Genomic DNA, 16,456 nt, shown 5'->3' with positions numbered 1-16,456 from the left:
CGTGAGGTGACGAATGAAATCAACTGTCGAAAAAATGATTGCTGGTGAGGTCTATCGCCAAGAGGAAGAATTATTGCAGCTTCGTTTAACTACGAGAGATCTGCTTTATGAGTTCAATCATATCCATCCCCGAAAATTAGCAGAACGTCAGCAATTGATCAAAAAAATGTTTAAACAAACAGGGGATGAACTCTTTGTGGAACAACCGTTTCATTGCGATTATGGCATCAATATCACCGTCGGAGAAAATTTTTTAGCCAATAATAATTGCACATTATTAGATGTTGCGCCGATCACGATCGGCAAAGATGTCTTACTCGCGCCAAATGTGGGGATCTACACCGCAGGACATGCTTTAGATCCCGTTTTACGGCAAGAGTACAAAGCAGAGTTTGGGGCAGCAGTGACGATTGGCGATAATGTCTGGATCGGCGCAAATACATCTGTCCTTCCTGGTGTAACGATCGGTGATCATGCTGTTATCGGCGCCGGAAGTGTCGTCACGAAAGATATCCCACCCAATTCTTTAGCAGTAGGCAATCCATGCCGTGTCGTGCGGACATTTGATCAGCAAGATCGGATCTACTATTTCAAAGAACTACGTTACCCAGCGGAATATATGATTCCTGAAACCGATACACGTAAAGGAGAGTAAATCAAATGGCAAACCGAATGATTTTAAATGAAACATCCTATCATGGAAAAGGCGCAATCGCGGCTATTCCAACAGAGATCCAAGCAAGAAATTTCAAAAAAGTGGTCATCATCACTGATAAAGAATTAGTCAAAATCGGTATAGTGACCAAAGTGACGGCATTATTAGATGAGGCAGAAATCGCCTATGACATCTATGATGGTATCGTGCCTAATCCAACGATCGAGAATGTAAAAGACGGCGTGAGTTTCGTAAAAGAGGCGAAAGCCGATGTAATCCTGGCAATTGGCGGAGGTTCACCGATCGATACAGCGAAAGCGATTGGGATCATCGTGACAAATCCAACGTTTTCTGATGTCCGTAGTTTAGAAGGCGTGGCAGATACGAAACAGCCAAGTTTACCAATTTTAGCTGTTCCAACTACTTCTGGTACGGCGGCTGAAGTCACGATCAATTATGTGATCACAGACAAAGAGCGTTCACGTAAATTTGTCTGTGTCGACCCCCATGATATTCCAATCGTTGCCTTTGTTGATAGCGATCTGATGATGGGGATGCCGAAAGCCTTATGTGCGGCAACTGGTATGGATGCGATGACGCATGCAATCGAAGGTTTGATCACTAAAGGTGCGTGGGAAATGACCGATATGTTCCACCTCAAAGCAATTGAGGTCATTGGTCGTAGCTTGGCCGATTCCGTTGCGGGTGATCCAAAAGGTCGGGAAGATATGGCATTGGGGCAATACCTTGCAGGGATGGGCTTTTCAAACGTCGGCTTAGGTCTTGTCCATGGCATGGCGCATCCTTTGTCTGCATGGTATGACATTCCCCATGGAGTCGCTTGTGCTGCCTTATTGCCAACGGTCATGAAATACAATAAAGAGTTTACAGGTGATAAATATCGGGAAATTGCGAAGGCGTTGAAAATCAAGGATACAGCGTCTCGTTCAATCGAGGATATCCGTGATGCTGCGTGTGAAGCGATTGATGCTTTATCGAAAAAAGTTGGTATCCCTGCCACGATTTCTGAATTAGGTGTCAAAGAAGCGGATATTGCACAAATTGCAGAAGATGCATTCAACGATGTCTGTACTCCAGGAAATCCAAGAGAAACGAATGTGGAAGAGATCATCGCTATCTATCAAAGCTTGATGTAGCTGGCTCTCTTCTTACTTTGACTAAAAAATAAAAACGATTCTCAACTGTCCGCGAATAGCGAACGATGAGAATCGTTTTTTTTCATATAGAAAATCTAATTCATTAAACCATCAACGTGTACATACCAACTGCGACGATTGCACCAACCATTGGTCCAGCAATCGGCACCCATGAATACCCCCAGTCAGAGCCACCTTTGTTAGCGATCGGTAAAATCGCATGAGCAATACGTGGACCTAAGTCACGAGCTGGATTGATCGCATATCCTGTCGATCCACCTAATGATAGCCCGATAGCTAAAATCAATCCGCCAACAGCAAATACATTTGTTCCACCAGCAAATTCAGTTTGACCGAATGCTAATAATCCTAAAACTAACACGAACGTGCCAATCAATTCTGTGATAAAGTTAGCTGGATAGTTGCGGATTGCTGGTCCAGTCGCAAAAGTTCCTAAGATTGCCCCTTGGTCTTTTGTTGCTGACCAATGTGGCAAGTAAGATAACCAAACGAGTACCGCACCAACGATTGCACCTAGTAATTGGGCAATGATGAATGGAAAGACTAAGTTCCAACCGATTGCGCCTGTCATTGCCATTCCAAGTGTTACCGCAGGATTTAAATGAGCTGGTCCCATGAATCCTGAAATAAAGACTGCCATCGTTACAGCCATTGCCCAGCCAAATGCAATGACGATCCAGCCAGAAGCTTGCGCTTTACTTTTATTTAGATTAACTGCCGCACATACGCCGTCCCCTAAAAGGATCAAAATCATTGTTCCAATAAATTCCCCCATGATTTGGGTCATGTCTGCATTCATTTTATTTTTCTCCTTTCAGGTCGCGCAAGTCTGATTCAGCGATCAGTTGTTCTAAATGTTGCGTTTCCCGTTCTTTTTCTTCGTCTGTCCAATCAAAGTATGCAGCGATCGCATCAATGATCGGTTGTTTGATCGCATCTAACTGATCTCTTTCAAATAAGAGATGGTTCGTACGACGAATCAAGTAATCACCTGGAGCTAAGACCATTTCATTTTCTAATCCATAGCGTAAACGTGCAGATTCAGCCAAGGTCAATCCTGGATAAGGACTCATTTCTTTTGCTAATTCAAAGATATGTTTCGCATTTGTTCCGTAGAAGTCTGCGATATATGCAGCGTCTTTTTCATCCAGACCAGCTTCCATACCGATTTTTGTATATTCTTGGACCATTTCTTCTTGTTTCGTCGGATCAAAATCACCGCCTGAGATCGAATAGGTCTTCGAATCGATTTCTTTCGCTGTTACGCCATATTCTTCTTTTAATAGTTGGCGGATCAACTTCATCGCACCTTCTGCCATTTTGCGATAATCAGTGATTTTACCACCAGATAGAGTCACTAGTCCGTCTGGTTCACGTTCCAATGAGCTACCACGTGAAACTGTCGACGGTGCTTTTTCATCACGACTGCTTTCTAAATGATTCAATACATCTTCCACTTCTACACGGGATACTTTGTTTTCTTTGAAATCTGTCACTGTATCCACGACTTTACGGAAGCTTTTATCGGAAATCGAACCGTTGTCTCCTCCGTTGTAGTCAGAACCCGCATTCCCGATCAACAATGGACGTAAGCCTGCCCAACTTGATTCGATATCCGCCAAAGTGATGTTTGCTTCTGGATAACGATGATTGATCACGTCTAGTAAGTAATCCACATCTTCTTGTGTCACTTGAGGGTCCGTAAAATCACCTTGATAATCAGTATCTGTCGTTCCAAAATACGTTTTGTTTTCACGAGGGATCGCAAAGACCATGCGGCCATCTTGTTTTCCTGTGTCAAAGTAAGTTGGCTGTGGCACAGGTAATTTCTTCGCATCTACGACTAAATGTACCCCTTTTGTCGGACGCATTTTTGGTGAGATCGCCCGTTTGAAATTCAAGTTGCGGATCTTATCTACCCATGGGCCGCTTGTGTTGATCACGATTTTTGCTCGGATCTCAATCACTTCATCACTTAACAAGTCACGAGCTTTGACACCGATGATTTGATCGCCATCATAGATAAAACCAGTGGCTTTCATTTTGCTGACCAAATACGCTCCGTCTTCTGCCGCTTTTTTGATATTATCGATCACTAAACGTGCATCATTGTTACGGAAATCCAAGTAAACTCCAGCACCTGCTAACCCATCTTTTTTCAAGAATGGCTCGCGCTCTAAGACTTCTTCCGGCGTTAGCGTATAATTTTCAAATTTTGTTCCTGTCACGTTGGCTAACTTATCGTACAAGTCCATCGCAACTTTTACTGAGAACATGTTGAAGGTTGTGGCACCTTCTCCTTCATAAATCGGTAATAACATCGGATCTGGTTTAGGAATATGCGGAGCGACACTTTGTACTACTGCTCGCTCACCTACTGTGTCTGCTACTACTTCAACATCAAACGTTTTTAAATAGCGAATACCGCCATGTACTAATTTGGTTGAACGTGAAGAAGTTCCTTCCGCAAAGTCTTGCATTTCAATCAAACCGGTTTTGATACCTGAAGCAGCTGCTTGGATCGCTACACCTGCACCAGTGATTCCTCCACCGATAATCAAAAGATCTAATTCTTCTTGTTTCATGTGGTCAATGTTAGCTTGTCTTGTTTTTCTTGAAAACATCTTGTGTTCCCTCCCTTTACTCAAAAGCTTGAGTCGCTTTCACAGCTTTTTTCCAGCCAGTGTAAAGTTTTTCTCTACGCTCTTCTGGCATTTCTACTTCGAAAATTTTGCCTGCTTCATAAAATTCACGAATTTCATCTGTATCTTTCCAATAACCAACTGCTAAACCTGCAAGGAAGGCAGCGCCTAATGCTGTCGTTTCCAAGTTACCAGCACGTTGGATCGGTACATTCAAAATATCTGTTTGGAACTGCATCAAGTATTCATTGTTCGCTGCACCACCATCGACTTTTAACACAGGGATCTTGATACCTGTATCATCTTGCATCGTATCAATGATATCGCGAACTTGATAAGCAATGGATTGCAAGGTTGCTTTGATGATGTCTTCTTTCGTCGTTCCTCGTGTTAGACCAAACATTGAGCCACGTGCTGCTTGATCCCAATAAGGTGCTCCAAGCCCAACGAAGGCAGGTACAACATATACTTCATCTTCACTTATCGAACGCTTCGCTGCATCTTCTGAATCACTTGCTTTTTGTAGCATTTGTAAGCCGTCACGCAACCATTGGATGGAGGAACCAGCGACAAAGATACTTCCTTCTAACGCATAGTAAACCTTTCCATTTATTCCGTAACCAATCGTCGTCAACAAATTATTTTTAGATAATTGTGGTTTTTCCCCAGTGTTCATCACAATAAATGAACCAGTTCCATAAGTGTTTTTGACCATCCCTGGCTCAAAAGCCATCTGACCGAATAATGCGGCTTGTTGGTCTCCAGCCATACCAGAGATTGGTGCTTCACTACCATAGAAGTGATAGCCTTGTGTATAACCGTAAACTTCTGAGTTTGATGTCACTTTCGGCAACATCACTCGTGGAATATTCAATAAATCTAAGATTTCTTGATCCCAATCCAAGTCATGGATATTAAACAACATTGTACGACTTGCATTTGAGTAATCGGTTACATGCGCTTGTCCATCTGTCAATTTCCAAACAAGCCAAGAATCGATCGTTCCAAACATCAACTCGCCTTTTTCCGCTCGTTCTTGTGCGCCTTCTACGTGATCTAAGATCCAACGAATCTTAGTAGCAGAGAAATACGCATCAATGACTAAACCAGTTTTTTCATGGAAAAATTCTTGGTGTCCGTCTTCTTTTAATTTGTTGGCAATATCTGCTGATTGACGTGATTGCCAAACCACTGCATGATAGATCGGACGTCCTGTGTCTTTTTCCCAAATCACTGTCGTCTCACGTTGGTTCGTGATACCGATACCTGCGATTTGTGTTGGTTTGATACCGGATTCAATGAATGCACCAGCGATAACTGACTGTACGGAGTTCCAGATTTCATTCGCATCATGCTCTACCCAGCTTTCGCGTGGAAAATATTGAGTGAATTCTTTTTGCGAACTACCGATGTGTCTTCCTTTTTTATCAAAGATAATCGCTCGTGAGCTTGTCGTCCCTTGGTCAATTGCCATGATATACGTAGATTCTGTCATTATGATCTCCTCCATTTTTCTGCAAACGCTTTCTTTAACTACTTTTATGGTACACCCATTTAAGGAATAGAAACTGCCAAAAAAATAGCAATTTACCTTTTTTTTGACAGTTTTTTTAATTTTTAGCTTTTTTGTCACGCTCAATTTTGCGCTTCAACCTTGATATATCATAGCTTGAAGCAAATTCAGACAGATAATAATACTCCTGTCCTTTTTTTTCCTGATTAAAGGTGATCACAAAATCATAGCTTTTTTCTGGTTGGACTTCTTCGATCACGATCCCACTGATCCCCTTTAGTTCTCGAATCAAAAATTGTTGAAAAGCGATTCGATAAATCGGTAAGGATTGCAGGTCGATGCCAATGACCACAGATTTTTCAATATAGAAATCAATCATCATCAAAATATTCGCATATTGACTCATCAAGTTATCTAGAACTTGATCAGTCAATTTTTTCATAGGCAGCTGCTCAATGGTAGTCGTTTTCAAGCGATCAAGTAATTGACTCAATGAATCCCCCAACATACGCTGTTGCTGCGTGAGTAGATGTTGTTGATCATAAATCGTTAAATAGCCGGAAAAAAAGTATAATTCATTATTGATTTGTGCCAAATGATACCCGATCGTTTTTTCTTCTTTGATTTTTAGTCGTCTAGGTCGATAATGCCATAGCATCGTTTCGCGAATATACGTATCCAAAACAGCTGTTGGCAACTTTTTACTACGAGTCAAGTCATATTGATAAAATGTTTCCTCCTCCAATACAGAAAAAGAAACAAGAAAACTATAAAATAGCATAGACTCATAAGCTGTGACATCAGCGGCCGTTCGGCTGAGATACAATGAAATGACTGGATGAATCGTTTGGTACAACTGATCATTTTGGTATAAATCTTTTTTTTCTTTTGTTGCTTGAAACTTCATCTTATCTGACAGGAGTCTTTTTCTTGTAATACCGATCCATGTCGCGATTTTTATCGATGATTGGGGAGAAAAACTTGTATTGAGGACATGCGCCAATCCTACCGTCAACGGGCGTTTATCCGGTGTATCTTGTAAATATTGCGGTCTTTGTGATTCTGGGAAAAATTGAAACAAGGAATAATAAAAATAGCGGATCTGTAGCTCTTCTCCTTGGATCTGTCCATTCTTGATCTGCAAGGAGAACTCTTTCAAGAGATGATTCAATTCTTTGATCTTTCTAAAAACAGAAGATTCACTGATCGTAAAAGCTGTTGCCAAGCGCACACTGGAAGCTTGTTGATGTTCAAGTAAATACGTCAGGATCTGATATTTCACACTTTGCTGGACTAAAAAAAGCATGATTTTTTCTAGACTCGTCTGCTCGTCTAAATCAAGCACCACTTGGAATTCATTTTTTCGGACAGAAATTTTCGTTTTCATCATACGACCGATCATTTCAATGTCATCAATATACTGGTCGAAGGCAGATTTTGATAATTTCACATGAGATCGCAGTTCATTGATTGAGGCAGAACCACCTTCTAATACAAGCATTCGTAATAGTTCAATCTGAATCTGTTCTTTTTTTTCTAAAAATTCCTCAATCTTCATCGAAAGGATCAACCACCTTTACAAGAGCTGTTGGCGCTCGAAACTCAGGTTGAAAGAAGAATTCGCGCGCTTCTAGATCTGCGAGTGTCCATCCTTCCTCAACTGCTAACGTCAGTCGGTCTAAGAGATAGAAAATCACAGCTTGACTATGGCATTGCGCGCCGATCAGTTTTCCATCTTCCGTCAGCAATACTTTTATGTTGATCGATTCCTGATTCGTCGCCGAGGCTCTAGTCGTTAGATAGTGTGTTTTTATTTTGCCAGGATAAAAAATACTTTCACTTTCTGTTAACCCGACACTGCCAAAATAATGGCCAAACCAGTGATTGCCGATTGGACGATAGGTGCCTAGATCTTTCTTTAGTTGCCCGCTGATATTTTTACTAGCGATCTTCGCAGTTCGGATCGCATTGTTCACTAAAGAGACGTACATTTTTTCTTGTGTGGGTCGATAAGTCACTTGGATCGCATCGCCGATCGCATAAATATTTTCCTGTGACGTTTGAAGGTAGTCGTTGACCCAGATCGTCCCATCGTCATTCAATTGAAGTGACTCTTCCCATAATTGATTATCTGGACGAGTGTAATTCGCTAACAAAACCAAATCATACGTTTCACTTCTATTTTCCGTGAAGATTTCTGTTTGCTCTGTTTCAATGATTTCTTGTACTTGTTCATTTAAGAAAAATCGGATCCCTCGATCGTTCAGCTCACGATACAGTGGCTTGATCATTTCTGGATCAAAATAGCGGAATAAAACCGTCGATTGGCTTTCGTATAGATGAAGTTCCTTTCCTAAGTTTGCTAATCCTTCAATCAACTCCAAGCCTACTTGTCCTGCACCGATCACTGCGATTTTTTTCGATGTACTGATGCGTTGTTGGAATTCTTGCGAAGTTTTAGGATCTTTGATCGTCCAAATCGTATCATTTTCTTGCGTACTAAAACGGAAGCGTTGATGTGAGCCTGTCGCAATCACAAGATAATCAAAGTGAAGCAGCTCACCGTCTTGTAATTGGATTTGATTTTTATCGCTGTTCAAAGCAACCACTTCTGTTTCTGTTCGTACCTCTACTTGATGTTCTTGAGCCAACTGTTCTTTTGTCATCCAATAATGATGCGCTTCTTCGTGGAATTCCCCTTTCAAGATCAAATTGACACTATTCGGGATAAACCCTATCCGCCCTTGTTTTTCAATAATGATTATCTCACTTTCCGGACAGTCGTTACGCAATGAAACAGCTGCCTGAATGCCCGCAAATGAGCCACCGACGATTACGATCCTCATATGATATTCCCCTCTTTTTCATCTGTTATCCTTAGAGTATCATTTCTTAGAAAACGTTTCAATCAGTAAAGGAAACAGCGAGTATAAACAGTGTGCCAATTGCTTTATTTATATTCTGATGGTGGCTTTTTTATTCTTTCTTTAATTGCGTATAAAGCCTGTGGCTCTTTTTAAATTCGATATCTGCTAGTTTCATCACCTTTTTTTTTAATTCATCTGAAGAGTCAAACTGATACTGTCTCCTTTCAAACCCATCTTCGACAATACTGTATCGTGCTTGGTCATACGTGATGCGTATCGAGCGATCTTTTTTGAAGGTAAGGATTTTTAAAGTGACACAGTCCTTTGACTTAACGTTTCTTTTCAAAAATTGTTTTAATTGCTTTTTATAAATCATGTTCATTTTACTATTTCTCTACCTTTTTCATAGATTTAGTCACTCAGTGTTTTTTGTTTGAACGAACAACTATTTTATTCACTTCTTTATCAAATCGTTCTTTTTTCAACGTTTGACTAATATAAAAAACCTGAACCTTTTTCTCATTTATCCTAAAAGCAATACGGAAATTTTCCTTTCATAAATGGATTTTCATTTCATAAATCGATTCTTTTACAGACATCTCAACGGGTTTGATTCGATAAAAATCGTGCGTCAAATACTCATGTACTTTATAGATAATTATTTCTTGATACTTTTTTGATTGATTCGCCGTAAATACATTTCGAATTGCCTGACTGACTTCAACCTCGTATTCCATAGCTATTCCTTCTTTATTCGATTATTTATGTAGATAGAGACCTCTCTAAAAAATAGGTATGTAAATATTTATATAATACGCTTGCATTATAAACTATATTCACCCTATTTTTTATTCGTTTATTTTATATCAATTATTTTTATTTATTTTCGTTAATTCTACTAGAAGAATAGCCATCTGAAGGCGCTGGATCAATCGTGTTTCCTCTCACTTATTATTATACTTTCTTTTGTGATATTCCCTAGCTCAGCTACTTTAGTAGAAAAAATTCTGGGACATTAGTCACCTTGTATACCCTAAAACCGAATAAACGATGTTCCAGAAGTAGCTCCTACAGAAATAAGCGTGAAACCCCAAAATTTGAAGAGCAATTTTCGGGGCTTCACGCATATTTCTCGGAGTTGAGCACTTCTGTTACAACTTCTCGTTTTGTTGTAAATTTTTGATGAATTCAATCAATCGAGCCCCGTCTTCTTTCGTTAGCGTACCTACCTTGGCGTATTTTATTTTTTCATTTCCTTTAGGTATTGCTCTTAGCATACCAACATCTATCCAAGAAGCCTTATGCAGACCTGACTTTTTCCAATCTTTGATAGGAAAATATACTTGTTTTATCTTTTTTGACTTATGTTCATATTGGCTAGTGATACTAAAAAATTCAATACAGTCATTTTTATCTTGTATAACCAATATAGGTCTTTTCTTTCCACCTTCTTTGTCAGCGTAAGCTACATAAACTGTGACTATTTCATTCGTATTCATTTAGCCACTCATTTAGCTTTTCATCTGTATCAAGCAATGTAACAGGCATACTTTGTGTTAATTGGCGCAACTTGATTGCTTGTCTTTCTTCTTCATTCAATTTTATTTCCATTGGAAACTCACCTCTTGATACAACTTGTTTATATAAGATGGTGATTGCTGTTGTCGCATTCAAACCAAGTTCTTCTAATATTTGTTCTGCGTTTTCTTTTAGCTCTTTATCAATTCCGACTTGTATTCTTCCTTTTTTTGCTTTCTCTTTTGTTTTCACACTATCTCCTCCTGTTGAGTGAAAGAACCTCAAAATATTTCGATATCACCATATATTTGATTATATTATACTCATAAAAGAGAAATGATGCAAAAAACAGCAGCTGATTTTCTTAACCACTTCTTTGCTATCTCTCTTACTTTGGAAGATATGATTTGTTGCTTTTTACAACCTTTAATTTAGCCGACATGCTTATTTCTAAATTTAATAGTTTTTGGGGACTAATTTTCAACACTTTTTTCACCTGTTCACTACTGACCTAACTTCTTGGAGTGGGAGGTTCTAAAAAAGTTTATACTTGCAAAAGCTTGCTCTGGTGATTTCTAATACTTCGATTTATTTTCTGCAAGAGTCACTTTTTTGCCGAAGCAAAATAGAAGAAGACGATTATATGATTACATAGAAACAAATTCTATCGGATGAGGAACTGTTACATTAGTTTGTTCTTTCCCCGTAAAACCGTATAAAGGGTATTGTAGAAGTAGCTCCATTTACCAAGGAAATCCATAAATATATGTATAAGAAAGAGTTGATTAATTATGAATGAACTAGTTTATATCAAAGAAAAATTTCAACATCGTAACCGTTGCTTTTGTAAAAAATGGAAAAATCATGAAAAAAATTTATGATTGGTATCTCCCTTATCATTATCAGAATAAGATCCATATCCATACAAATACCTCTATTCATATCAATGATCAAAAGAAAAAAGTTTTTATTGTAAGTTTGTCTTATCATCCTAATGCACAAAAAATGTATAAACAATTTCCACTATCACACTCGCAACCTAGCTGGCAGATACAACTTATTGCTCAAATACTTAACTCTAAAAATATTCAGTATTATCGAGAGCGGACGTTCAAAAATCTTACCACAATCGAGAATCGTCCATTAAGAATTGATCTTTCCTTTCAACAAAATAATCAATGGTACTTTATTGAATACCATGGTGTTCATCACTACTTCAAGAAAAGTGCTACTACTAAACGTTTTCAAAACATATTAAGAAATATGGAAATAAAAAGACAGTGGTGTTTAGACAACAAGGTTCCTTATTTAGAAATTCCTTTTTTCAAGCAAAGTGAAATTCAAGTTTTAGTTGAATATTTTCTAAAATCTTCGTTACTTGATACTCACTAATGAAAATATTTTTGATCATGCAAGGAAATCCCTCCTTATTTGATAAATATCACACTCATACAAATCAAAGTAGTTCGGAGAGTGGGACAAAAATAAAATTCATTTTTGTTTCTAACCTTAAAACCGAATGAACGGTGTTCCAGAAGCAACTCCTTCGGAAATAAGCCGAGAAACCCAAAAATTTGAAGAACAATTTTTGGGTTTCTCGGCTTATTTCTCGGAGCTGAACACTTCTGTCACAACCTCTTGCAGTTCATCCAACAATTCTTTTGGATCACTACAAGTCTCTATTCTCATCTTTATTCTCTTGATACATCTGGTTTACTCAATTGCTCTTTGATGCGATACGTACTCGCATCAAAATTTTTATTTTCTTGAATAGGTGCATGTAATGCCAGTTCTCTTTCTTTAGGTGATGGTAGTGTGTCTAGCATACGTTCAAACGCTTTTTCTTCCTCTGTTGGTGTCTTTGCTTGGTAATAACGCATCAGATTCAATGTAAATTCCACTCGATCCAGATCATTGAAAGGAAGCGTGAGGTAATTTTCATTTTCAAATGTTCCATAGGCCGAGTTAGCTGCAATTAACGCAGTTCGCTTGTTGCCGTCTTGAAACGCCTGTAATTTTGATAATTGTGCAAAGACACGCCAAGCATCTTTTTCTTCCTTTTTAGACTCATTAAATCTTTCTACGATTTGATCGATATCGACTCGCGTAACGATCTCCGGTGGCAAATAAGCTTCCTGACTTTGTTGATCGATAATAATAGCGATACGATCCTCTTCATTGTAATAAGCATTTCTCAAATGACCGGGCAAACCAGGTTGTTCATTTGATGGTGAATCAAACTGTGTATTTACTGCAATGATCCCATCTGTTGAGAATCCTATTTTTTTGATTACATCGATTCCTTTTAATGCATCTGTAAAAATCGCGATATCGTCTTTGTTTTGTCTCAGCGGTTTTGTCGATTTTTGATCAAGTGCTTTTTTCGTTTGTAAAACCGTGCTACCATAATTATTTAAACTACCTAATGAGGTAATAAATCTTGCAAGAGCTGTATTATCCATCAGCTTTCTCTCCTTGTTGTTCCAATCTTTGTGCCTCCTAGTATACTATGAAAATTAGATACACAGTAGAAAAAAACAATTTGAAGGAAATCAACGGAGTTCCTACACTCTCTTTTGAACGCATCAACATAATACTTATTTATTCGCTTGATCAATCGAGATATTATGCAGATTTTCAACTAATGTTCGATGTTCACGAGGTCCGGTTGACTCTGGTGCTTGATCGAGCTGTTCGATCAAAGTCAATTCTTCTTCTGATAATTGGAAATCAAAAATGGCGATATTTTGCTTCATACGATCCACATGGACAGATTTAGGGATCGTGATGATCCCTAGTTGTGTTTGCCAACGTAAGATGATCTGTGGAACAGTTTTATTGTATTTCTCAGCTAATTCTTTCAAAACTGGTTCATCAAAAATCCCATCTTTTCCTTGATTGAACGGACTCCATGCTTCCGTCGCAACGTCAAAGTGTGTGGCTGTTTCTCTTTGTTGTTTTTGTTGACGGTACGGATGTTGTTCGATTTGATTGATGACAGGTTTGATGCGGTGATTCAAAATCAAATCGGTCAAACGACCAGTGGAAAAATTGGAGACTCCGATCGCCTTTACTTTACCTGCATCATAGAGTTCTTCCATAGCACGCCATGCGCCGTAATAATCATTGTAAGGTTGGTGGATCAAGAAAATATCAATGTAGTCTACCCCTAATTTTTGTAACGAACGCTCATACGCTTTATAAGCACCTTCGTAAGAAGCATCAGTGACCCATAGCTTTGTTGTAATGGTGATCTCTTCTCTGGGAATCCCACTTTTTTTGATTGCCCGACCAACTGCTTCTTCATTGTAATAAACAGCCGCAGTATCGATCAGCCGATAGCCAGCATTTAGCGCTTCTAAAACGACTTGCTCACATTCCTCTTGATCCCAGATTTGAAAGACCCCAAATCCAAGTATAGGAATCGTCAAACTATTGTTCAAGGTACGTGTTTCCATCATTGATCCCCTCTCCAAACTTCGCTTTATTTCGTCAACGCAGTAACGACTTTTTCTCCTAATAGGTGTGCAGATTGAGGGTTTTGTCCTGTTAATAAACGCCCATCTACATGAACCACTTCAGTAAAAGCTTTTCCTGCCTGATAATCTGCTCCTTTTTCTTTCAATGAATCTTCAGTCAGGAATGGTACATTATTCGTTGTACCGTTCGCTTCCTCTTCTTCATTACTGAAGCCAGTCACTTTACGTCCAGCTAAAATAGACTGACCATTTTCGTCTACGACAGGCAATAGCCCTACGACGCCATGACAAACCGCTGATACGATGCCATTCTCTTTGTAAATCGCAGAAGCAACCTCTGCTAATTTTTCTGAGCCTGGGAAGTCCCACATCGTTCCGTGACCACCCGCATAGTAAATAGCTGCATAATCTTTTGGATTCACTTCATCAGGACGTAACGTTTGTCCTAAGGCACGGTTACGAAAATCTTCATCTTGATAATAGGCCCAATCCACTTGATCCATATCTAATATACTTTTTGGTTCCAAAGGCACATAGCCGCCATTTGGGCTAACAAAGTCAGCATCGATCTTATTTTTGACTAATACATCATAAAAATGAGTCAATTCACTTAACCATAAACCTGTTGGACGCTCGATATTGTCGTATTTCTCTACATTTGTCAAAACAATCAAAACTTTCATTTTCTCAGCTTCTTTCTTAGATATTGATGGTTGATCGATAACGTTGATCAAGGAAATTATACAATGGACTTGGTAAATACAAGTCTTTGTATGCTTCAGAAAATGGTTTCGTCACAAATTCATCATCCCGACCTTCTAATAACTTGACTGCCCATTCAGGATCTACCAACATTTGTTGGCCAACTGCCACGAGTTCAGCATGAGCTAACACAGACTCGACATCTTTACGGTTACGGACATTCCCGACACCGACTAGCGGGATTTTTCCTTGAATCGCTTCATGGACGTATTCAAGAATTGATTTTTCATTATACGTTTCAGAGCGAGCTACACGGTCATACGTGTTCAAAGAAACATGTAGATAGTCTAATTTCGTTTCACGTAATTGTTCCATCAACCAAATCGTTTCTTCAAAACGGATACCTGGTGTTTCAAATTCTTCTGGTGAAAAACGATAACCAACGATAAATGGTTTCTTAGCGTGTGTTTCAACTGCTTGAAAGACAGATTTCAATAATTCTTCAATAAAGTGGTAACGTTTCTCTAACGTTCCGCCCCATTGGTCGTCACGACGATTAGAATGAGGAGAGAAGAATTGTTGGATCAAGTAGGTATTCGCTCCATGTAATTCCACGCCGTCAAATCCGGCTTCGATTGCTCTGCGTGTTGCTTCTCCAAATGCTCGGATCGTTTCGCTAACTTCTTCCTCACTTAATGCCCGAGGTGTTTCGGCATCTGGACGTTCTGCTGGAATAGCACTAGCAGATACTGTTTGTTCTCCGGATAAAGTCGCACGACTCGTCATACGTCCGCCATGGAAGATTTGCACGATCGCCTTAGCACCTTCACCTTGGATAGCTTGTGCTAATTCACTTAAACGAGGGATCATTTCGTCGTGTGCAATACTTAATTCACCTGGCCAACCTTTTCCGATATCTTGCACATTGGCAGCACCAGTGATCACTGCACCTAATCCTTTTGATCGTTGTGCATAGTATTCGATTTCATCTTTTGTGATTACTCCATTAAAAAAGCTAAGTTCTGTAGTCATTGGTGATAGCATCAACCGATTTTTTAGCTCACTACCTGATGGAAATGTGATTGATTCATTGAATTTTACCATTCTTCTTCCTCCAATATGACGAATGTCACTTATTTTTCTCGTATTTATTTAACCATACGTTTAGTTGTACATGCAACTGTTATGTTTAAAAAATTTTATTTTTTTTGTAATTTATTGGTCGCCTCATTCAGCTCTTGTGAAAGGCGTTCGCTTTCAGCAGCGCCTAAAACAACTTTATAGGCTTGATGAAGCTCATCCCAACTACTGTCGATCTCTTTGACAAATTCACGACCTTCATCTGTTAAATAGACGAGAGAAAGACGTCCCTCTGTCACTGTTTTGACATAGCCTTTATATTCTAACTTTTCTACGAAACGTGCAATTGTGGAAGGTGCAGAATACAGCATTTGTGCAATGTCCTTTTGCGGAATCCCATTTTTTTCTTTTAGGATCAGCAAAATAAATCCATACGTTGGCGCAAGCCCAGTTTTTTTGAATGCTTCATCGGCCAATTTATTTAAGATGCGATCTAGTTTTTTTACACTGAAAAACAGACATTCTTCTAATGACCGTTCAATTGATTTCCCCATTTTTACACCTCCTGTTAGCGTACATATCATAGTATGATTTAGTTGATTTGTCAAAGAGGAGGATAGGTGTCTAGAACAAAAAAAAAATTAATTTTTATTTCAAACCTTAAAACTGAATAAACGAAATTCCAAAAGCTGACCTTCAACACTCACCTAAAAATGCTTCTTTCACGATCTCCTTTGACACTATTTCCAAGGAAGTCCTTCACTAAAAAAAATGGATAGATGATCTGCTTAGATCACCCATCCACTATTACCATCTTCTGCT

17 protein-coding genes are annotated in these 16,456 nt (G+C 39.0%); 3 read left to right on the top strand and 14 right to left on the bottom strand.

Annotated features, from left to right (window positions below; genetic code table 11):
• The first annotated feature begins 13 nt into the window (after positions 1 to 13).
• Positions 14 to 655 (top strand): sugar O-acetyltransferase, encoded by a 642-nt coding sequence (locus tag IGL24_RS02070; protein WP_206855696.1) that lies wholly within the window; start codon positions 14 to 16, stop codon positions 653 to 655.
• Positions 656 to 660: 5 nt separating this feature from the next.
• Positions 661 to 1,812 (top strand): lactaldehyde reductase, encoded by a 1,152-nt coding sequence (fucO, locus tag IGL24_RS02065; RefSeq protein WP_206855694.1) that lies wholly within the window; start codon positions 661 to 663, stop codon positions 1,810 to 1,812.
• Between the two features lie 103 nt (positions 1,813 to 1,915).
• On the opposite strand, the gene IGL24_RS02060 is transcribed toward fucO, so the two are convergent.
• The 9 genes from IGL24_RS02060 to IGL24_RS02020 all read right to left on the bottom strand — a co-directional run bounded on the left by IGL24_RS02060 (position 1,916) and on the right by IGL24_RS02020 (position 10,625).
• Positions 1,916 to 2,632 (bottom strand): MIP/aquaporin family protein, encoded by a 717-nt coding sequence (locus IGL24_RS02060; protein WP_010736418.1) that lies wholly within the window; start codon positions 2,630 to 2,632, stop codon positions 1,916 to 1,918.
• A gap of 1 nt (position 2,633) precedes the next feature.
• Positions 2,634 to 4,457, bottom strand: coding sequence for a type 1 glycerol-3-phosphate oxidase (gene glpO, locus IGL24_RS02055; protein ID WP_206855693.1), 1,824 nt, complete (start codon positions 4,455 to 4,457; stop codon positions 2,634 to 2,636).
• A gap of 16 nt (positions 4,458 to 4,473) precedes the next feature.
• The gene (glpK, locus tag IGL24_RS02050) at positions 4,474 to 5,970 is read right to left on the bottom strand and encodes a glycerol kinase GlpK (protein WP_206855691.1); all 1,497 of its coding nucleotides are present in this window, start codon (positions 5,968 to 5,970) and stop codon (positions 4,474 to 4,476) included.
• 115 nt (positions 5,971 to 6,085) lie between these two features.
• Positions 6,086 to 7,546, bottom strand: coding sequence for a helix-turn-helix domain-containing protein (locus tag IGL24_RS02045; protein ID WP_206855687.1), 1,461 nt, complete (start codon positions 7,544 to 7,546; stop codon positions 6,086 to 6,088).
• On the bottom strand, positions 7,536 to 8,834 hold the full coding sequence (locus IGL24_RS02040; RefSeq protein WP_206855684.1) for an FAD-dependent oxidoreductase: 1,299 nt from the start codon (positions 8,832 to 8,834) through the stop codon (positions 7,536 to 7,538). The genes IGL24_RS02045 and IGL24_RS02040 overlap by 11 nt, the downstream gene beginning before the upstream one ends.
• A 130-nt stretch (positions 8,835 to 8,964) precedes the next feature.
• Positions 8,965 to 9,237 carry a hypothetical protein gene (locus IGL24_RS02035; protein WP_207699832.1) on the bottom strand — a complete coding sequence of 91 codons (273 nt, stop codon included), beginning with the start codon at positions 9,235 to 9,237 and terminating at the stop codon, positions 8,965 to 8,967.
• 172 nt (positions 9,238 to 9,409) lie between these two features.
• The gene (locus IGL24_RS02030) at positions 9,410 to 9,592 is read right to left on the bottom strand and encodes a hypothetical protein (RefSeq protein ID WP_242699748.1); all 183 of its coding nucleotides are present in this window, start codon (positions 9,590 to 9,592) and stop codon (positions 9,410 to 9,412) included.
• Positions 9,593 to 10,006: 414 nt separating this feature from the next.
• The gene (locus tag IGL24_RS02025) at positions 10,007 to 10,354 is read right to left on the bottom strand and encodes a type II toxin-antitoxin system PemK/MazF family toxin (protein ID WP_086335391.1); all 348 of its coding nucleotides are present in this window, start codon (positions 10,352 to 10,354) and stop codon (positions 10,007 to 10,009) included.
• Positions 10,341 to 10,625 (bottom strand): type II toxin-antitoxin system RelB/DinJ family antitoxin, encoded by a 285-nt coding sequence (locus tag IGL24_RS02020; RefSeq protein WP_206855675.1) that lies wholly within the window; start codon positions 10,623 to 10,625, stop codon positions 10,341 to 10,343. Before IGL24_RS02020 ends, IGL24_RS02025 begins: the two co-directional genes overlap by 14 nt.
• A 612-nt stretch (positions 10,626 to 11,237) precedes the next feature.
• Between IGL24_RS02020 and IGL24_RS02015 the strand changes: the two genes are divergently transcribed.
• The gene (locus IGL24_RS02015) at positions 11,238 to 11,765 is read left to right on the top strand and encodes a hypothetical protein (protein WP_242699749.1); all 528 of its coding nucleotides are present in this window, start codon (positions 11,238 to 11,240) and stop codon (positions 11,763 to 11,765) included.
• Between the two features lie 299 nt (positions 11,766 to 12,064).
• Here the strand turns inward: IGL24_RS02015 and IGL24_RS02010 are convergent, their stop codons facing one another.
• The 5 genes from IGL24_RS02010 to IGL24_RS01990 form a co-directional block, all read right to left on the bottom strand.
• Positions 12,065 to 12,835: a Fic family protein gene (locus tag IGL24_RS02010; RefSeq protein WP_207699833.1), complete on the bottom strand. Its 771-nt coding sequence runs from the start codon at positions 12,833 to 12,835 to the stop codon at positions 12,065 to 12,067.
• Between the two features lie 135 nt (positions 12,836 to 12,970).
• On the bottom strand, positions 12,971 to 13,831 hold the full coding sequence (locus IGL24_RS02005) for an aldo/keto reductase (RefSeq protein WP_207699838.1): 861 nt from the start codon (positions 13,829 to 13,831) through the stop codon (positions 12,971 to 12,973).
• Positions 13,832 to 13,857: 26 nt separating this feature from the next.
• Positions 13,858 to 14,535: a type 1 glutamine amidotransferase domain-containing protein gene (locus tag IGL24_RS02000; RefSeq protein WP_206855672.1), complete on the bottom strand. Its 678-nt coding sequence runs from the start codon at positions 14,533 to 14,535 to the stop codon at positions 13,858 to 13,860.
• 16 nt (positions 14,536 to 14,551) lie between these two features.
• A complete protein-coding gene (locus tag IGL24_RS01995) occupies positions 14,552 to 15,658 on the bottom strand; it encodes an NADH-dependent flavin oxidoreductase (protein ID WP_206855671.1) in 1,107 nt (368 codons plus the stop codon).
• 95 nt (positions 15,659 to 15,753) lie between these two features.
• Positions 15,754 to 16,188, bottom strand: a complete 435-nt coding sequence (locus tag IGL24_RS01990; RefSeq protein WP_206855670.1) for a MarR family winged helix-turn-helix transcriptional regulator — start codon at positions 16,186 to 16,188, stop codon at positions 15,754 to 15,756.
• Between the last annotated feature and the right edge of the window lie 268 nt (positions 16,189 to 16,456).

The sequence above is a fragment of the Enterococcus sp. DIV2371 genome, from assembly GCF_050498525.1.
GTDB lineage: Bacteria > Bacillota > Bacilli > Lactobacillales > Enterococcaceae > Enterococcus_B > Enterococcus_B mangumiae.
Note: the sequence above shows the minus strand (reverse complement) of the source record. Positions and strands in the feature narration are given on the sequence as shown.

What these genes read in the sequence shown, in the direction of transcription:
- IGL24_RS02070 (WP_206855696.1), top strand. Translation starts at nt 14, where the DNA reads ATGAAATCAACTGTCGAAAAAATGATTGCTGGTGAGGTCTATCGCCAA.
- IGL24_RS02040 (WP_206855684.1), bottom strand. Translation starts at nt 8,834, where the DNA reads ATGAGGATCGTAATCGTCGGTGGCTCATTTGCGGGCATTCAGGCAGCT.
- IGL24_RS02060 (WP_010736418.1), bottom strand. Translation starts at nt 2,632, where the DNA reads ATGAATGCAGACATGACCCAAATCATGGGGGAATTTATTGGAACAATG.
- IGL24_RS02025 (WP_086335391.1), bottom strand. Translation starts at nt 10,354, where the DNA reads ATGAATACGAATGAAATAGTCACAGTTTATGTAGCTTACGCTGACAAA.
- IGL24_RS02000 (WP_206855672.1), bottom strand. Translation starts at nt 14,535, where the DNA reads ATGAAAGTTTTGATTGTTTTGACAAATGTAGAGAAATACGACAATATC.
- IGL24_RS01995 (WP_206855671.1), bottom strand. Translation starts at nt 15,658, where the DNA reads ATGGTAAAATTCAATGAATCAATCACATTTCCATCAGGTAGTGAGCTA.
- IGL24_RS02015 (WP_242699749.1), top strand. Translation starts at nt 11,238, where the DNA reads ATGAAAAAAATTTATGATTGGTATCTCCCTTATCATTATCAGAATAAG.
- IGL24_RS02005 (WP_207699838.1), bottom strand. Translation starts at nt 13,831, where the DNA reads ATGGAAACACGTACCTTGAACAATAGTTTGACGATTCCTATACTTGGA.
- glpK (WP_206855691.1), bottom strand. Translation starts at nt 5,970, where the DNA reads ATGACAGAATCTACGTATATCATGGCAATTGACCAAGGGACGACAAGC.
- IGL24_RS02030 (WP_242699748.1), bottom strand. Translation starts at nt 9,592, where the DNA reads ATGGAATACGAGGTTGAAGTCAGTCAGGCAATTCGAAATGTATTTACG.
- glpO (WP_206855693.1), bottom strand. Translation starts at nt 4,457, where the DNA reads ATGTTTTCAAGAAAAACAAGACAAGCTAACATTGACCACATGAAACAA.
- IGL24_RS02045 (WP_206855687.1), bottom strand. Translation starts at nt 7,546, where the DNA reads ATGAAGATTGAGGAATTTTTAGAAAAAAAAGAACAGATTCAGATTGAA.
- IGL24_RS01990 (WP_206855670.1), bottom strand. Translation starts at nt 16,188, where the DNA reads ATGGGGAAATCAATTGAACGGTCATTAGAAGAATGTCTGTTTTTCAGT.
- fucO (WP_206855694.1), top strand. Translation starts at nt 661, where the DNA reads ATGGCAAACCGAATGATTTTAAATGAAACATCCTATCATGGAAAAGGC.
- IGL24_RS02010 (WP_207699833.1), bottom strand. Translation starts at nt 12,835, where the DNA reads ATGGATAATACAGCTCTTGCAAGATTTATTACCTCATTAGGTAGTTTA.
- IGL24_RS02035 (WP_207699832.1), bottom strand. Translation starts at nt 9,237, where the DNA reads ATGAACATGATTTATAAAAAGCAATTAAAACAATTTTTGAAAAGAAAC.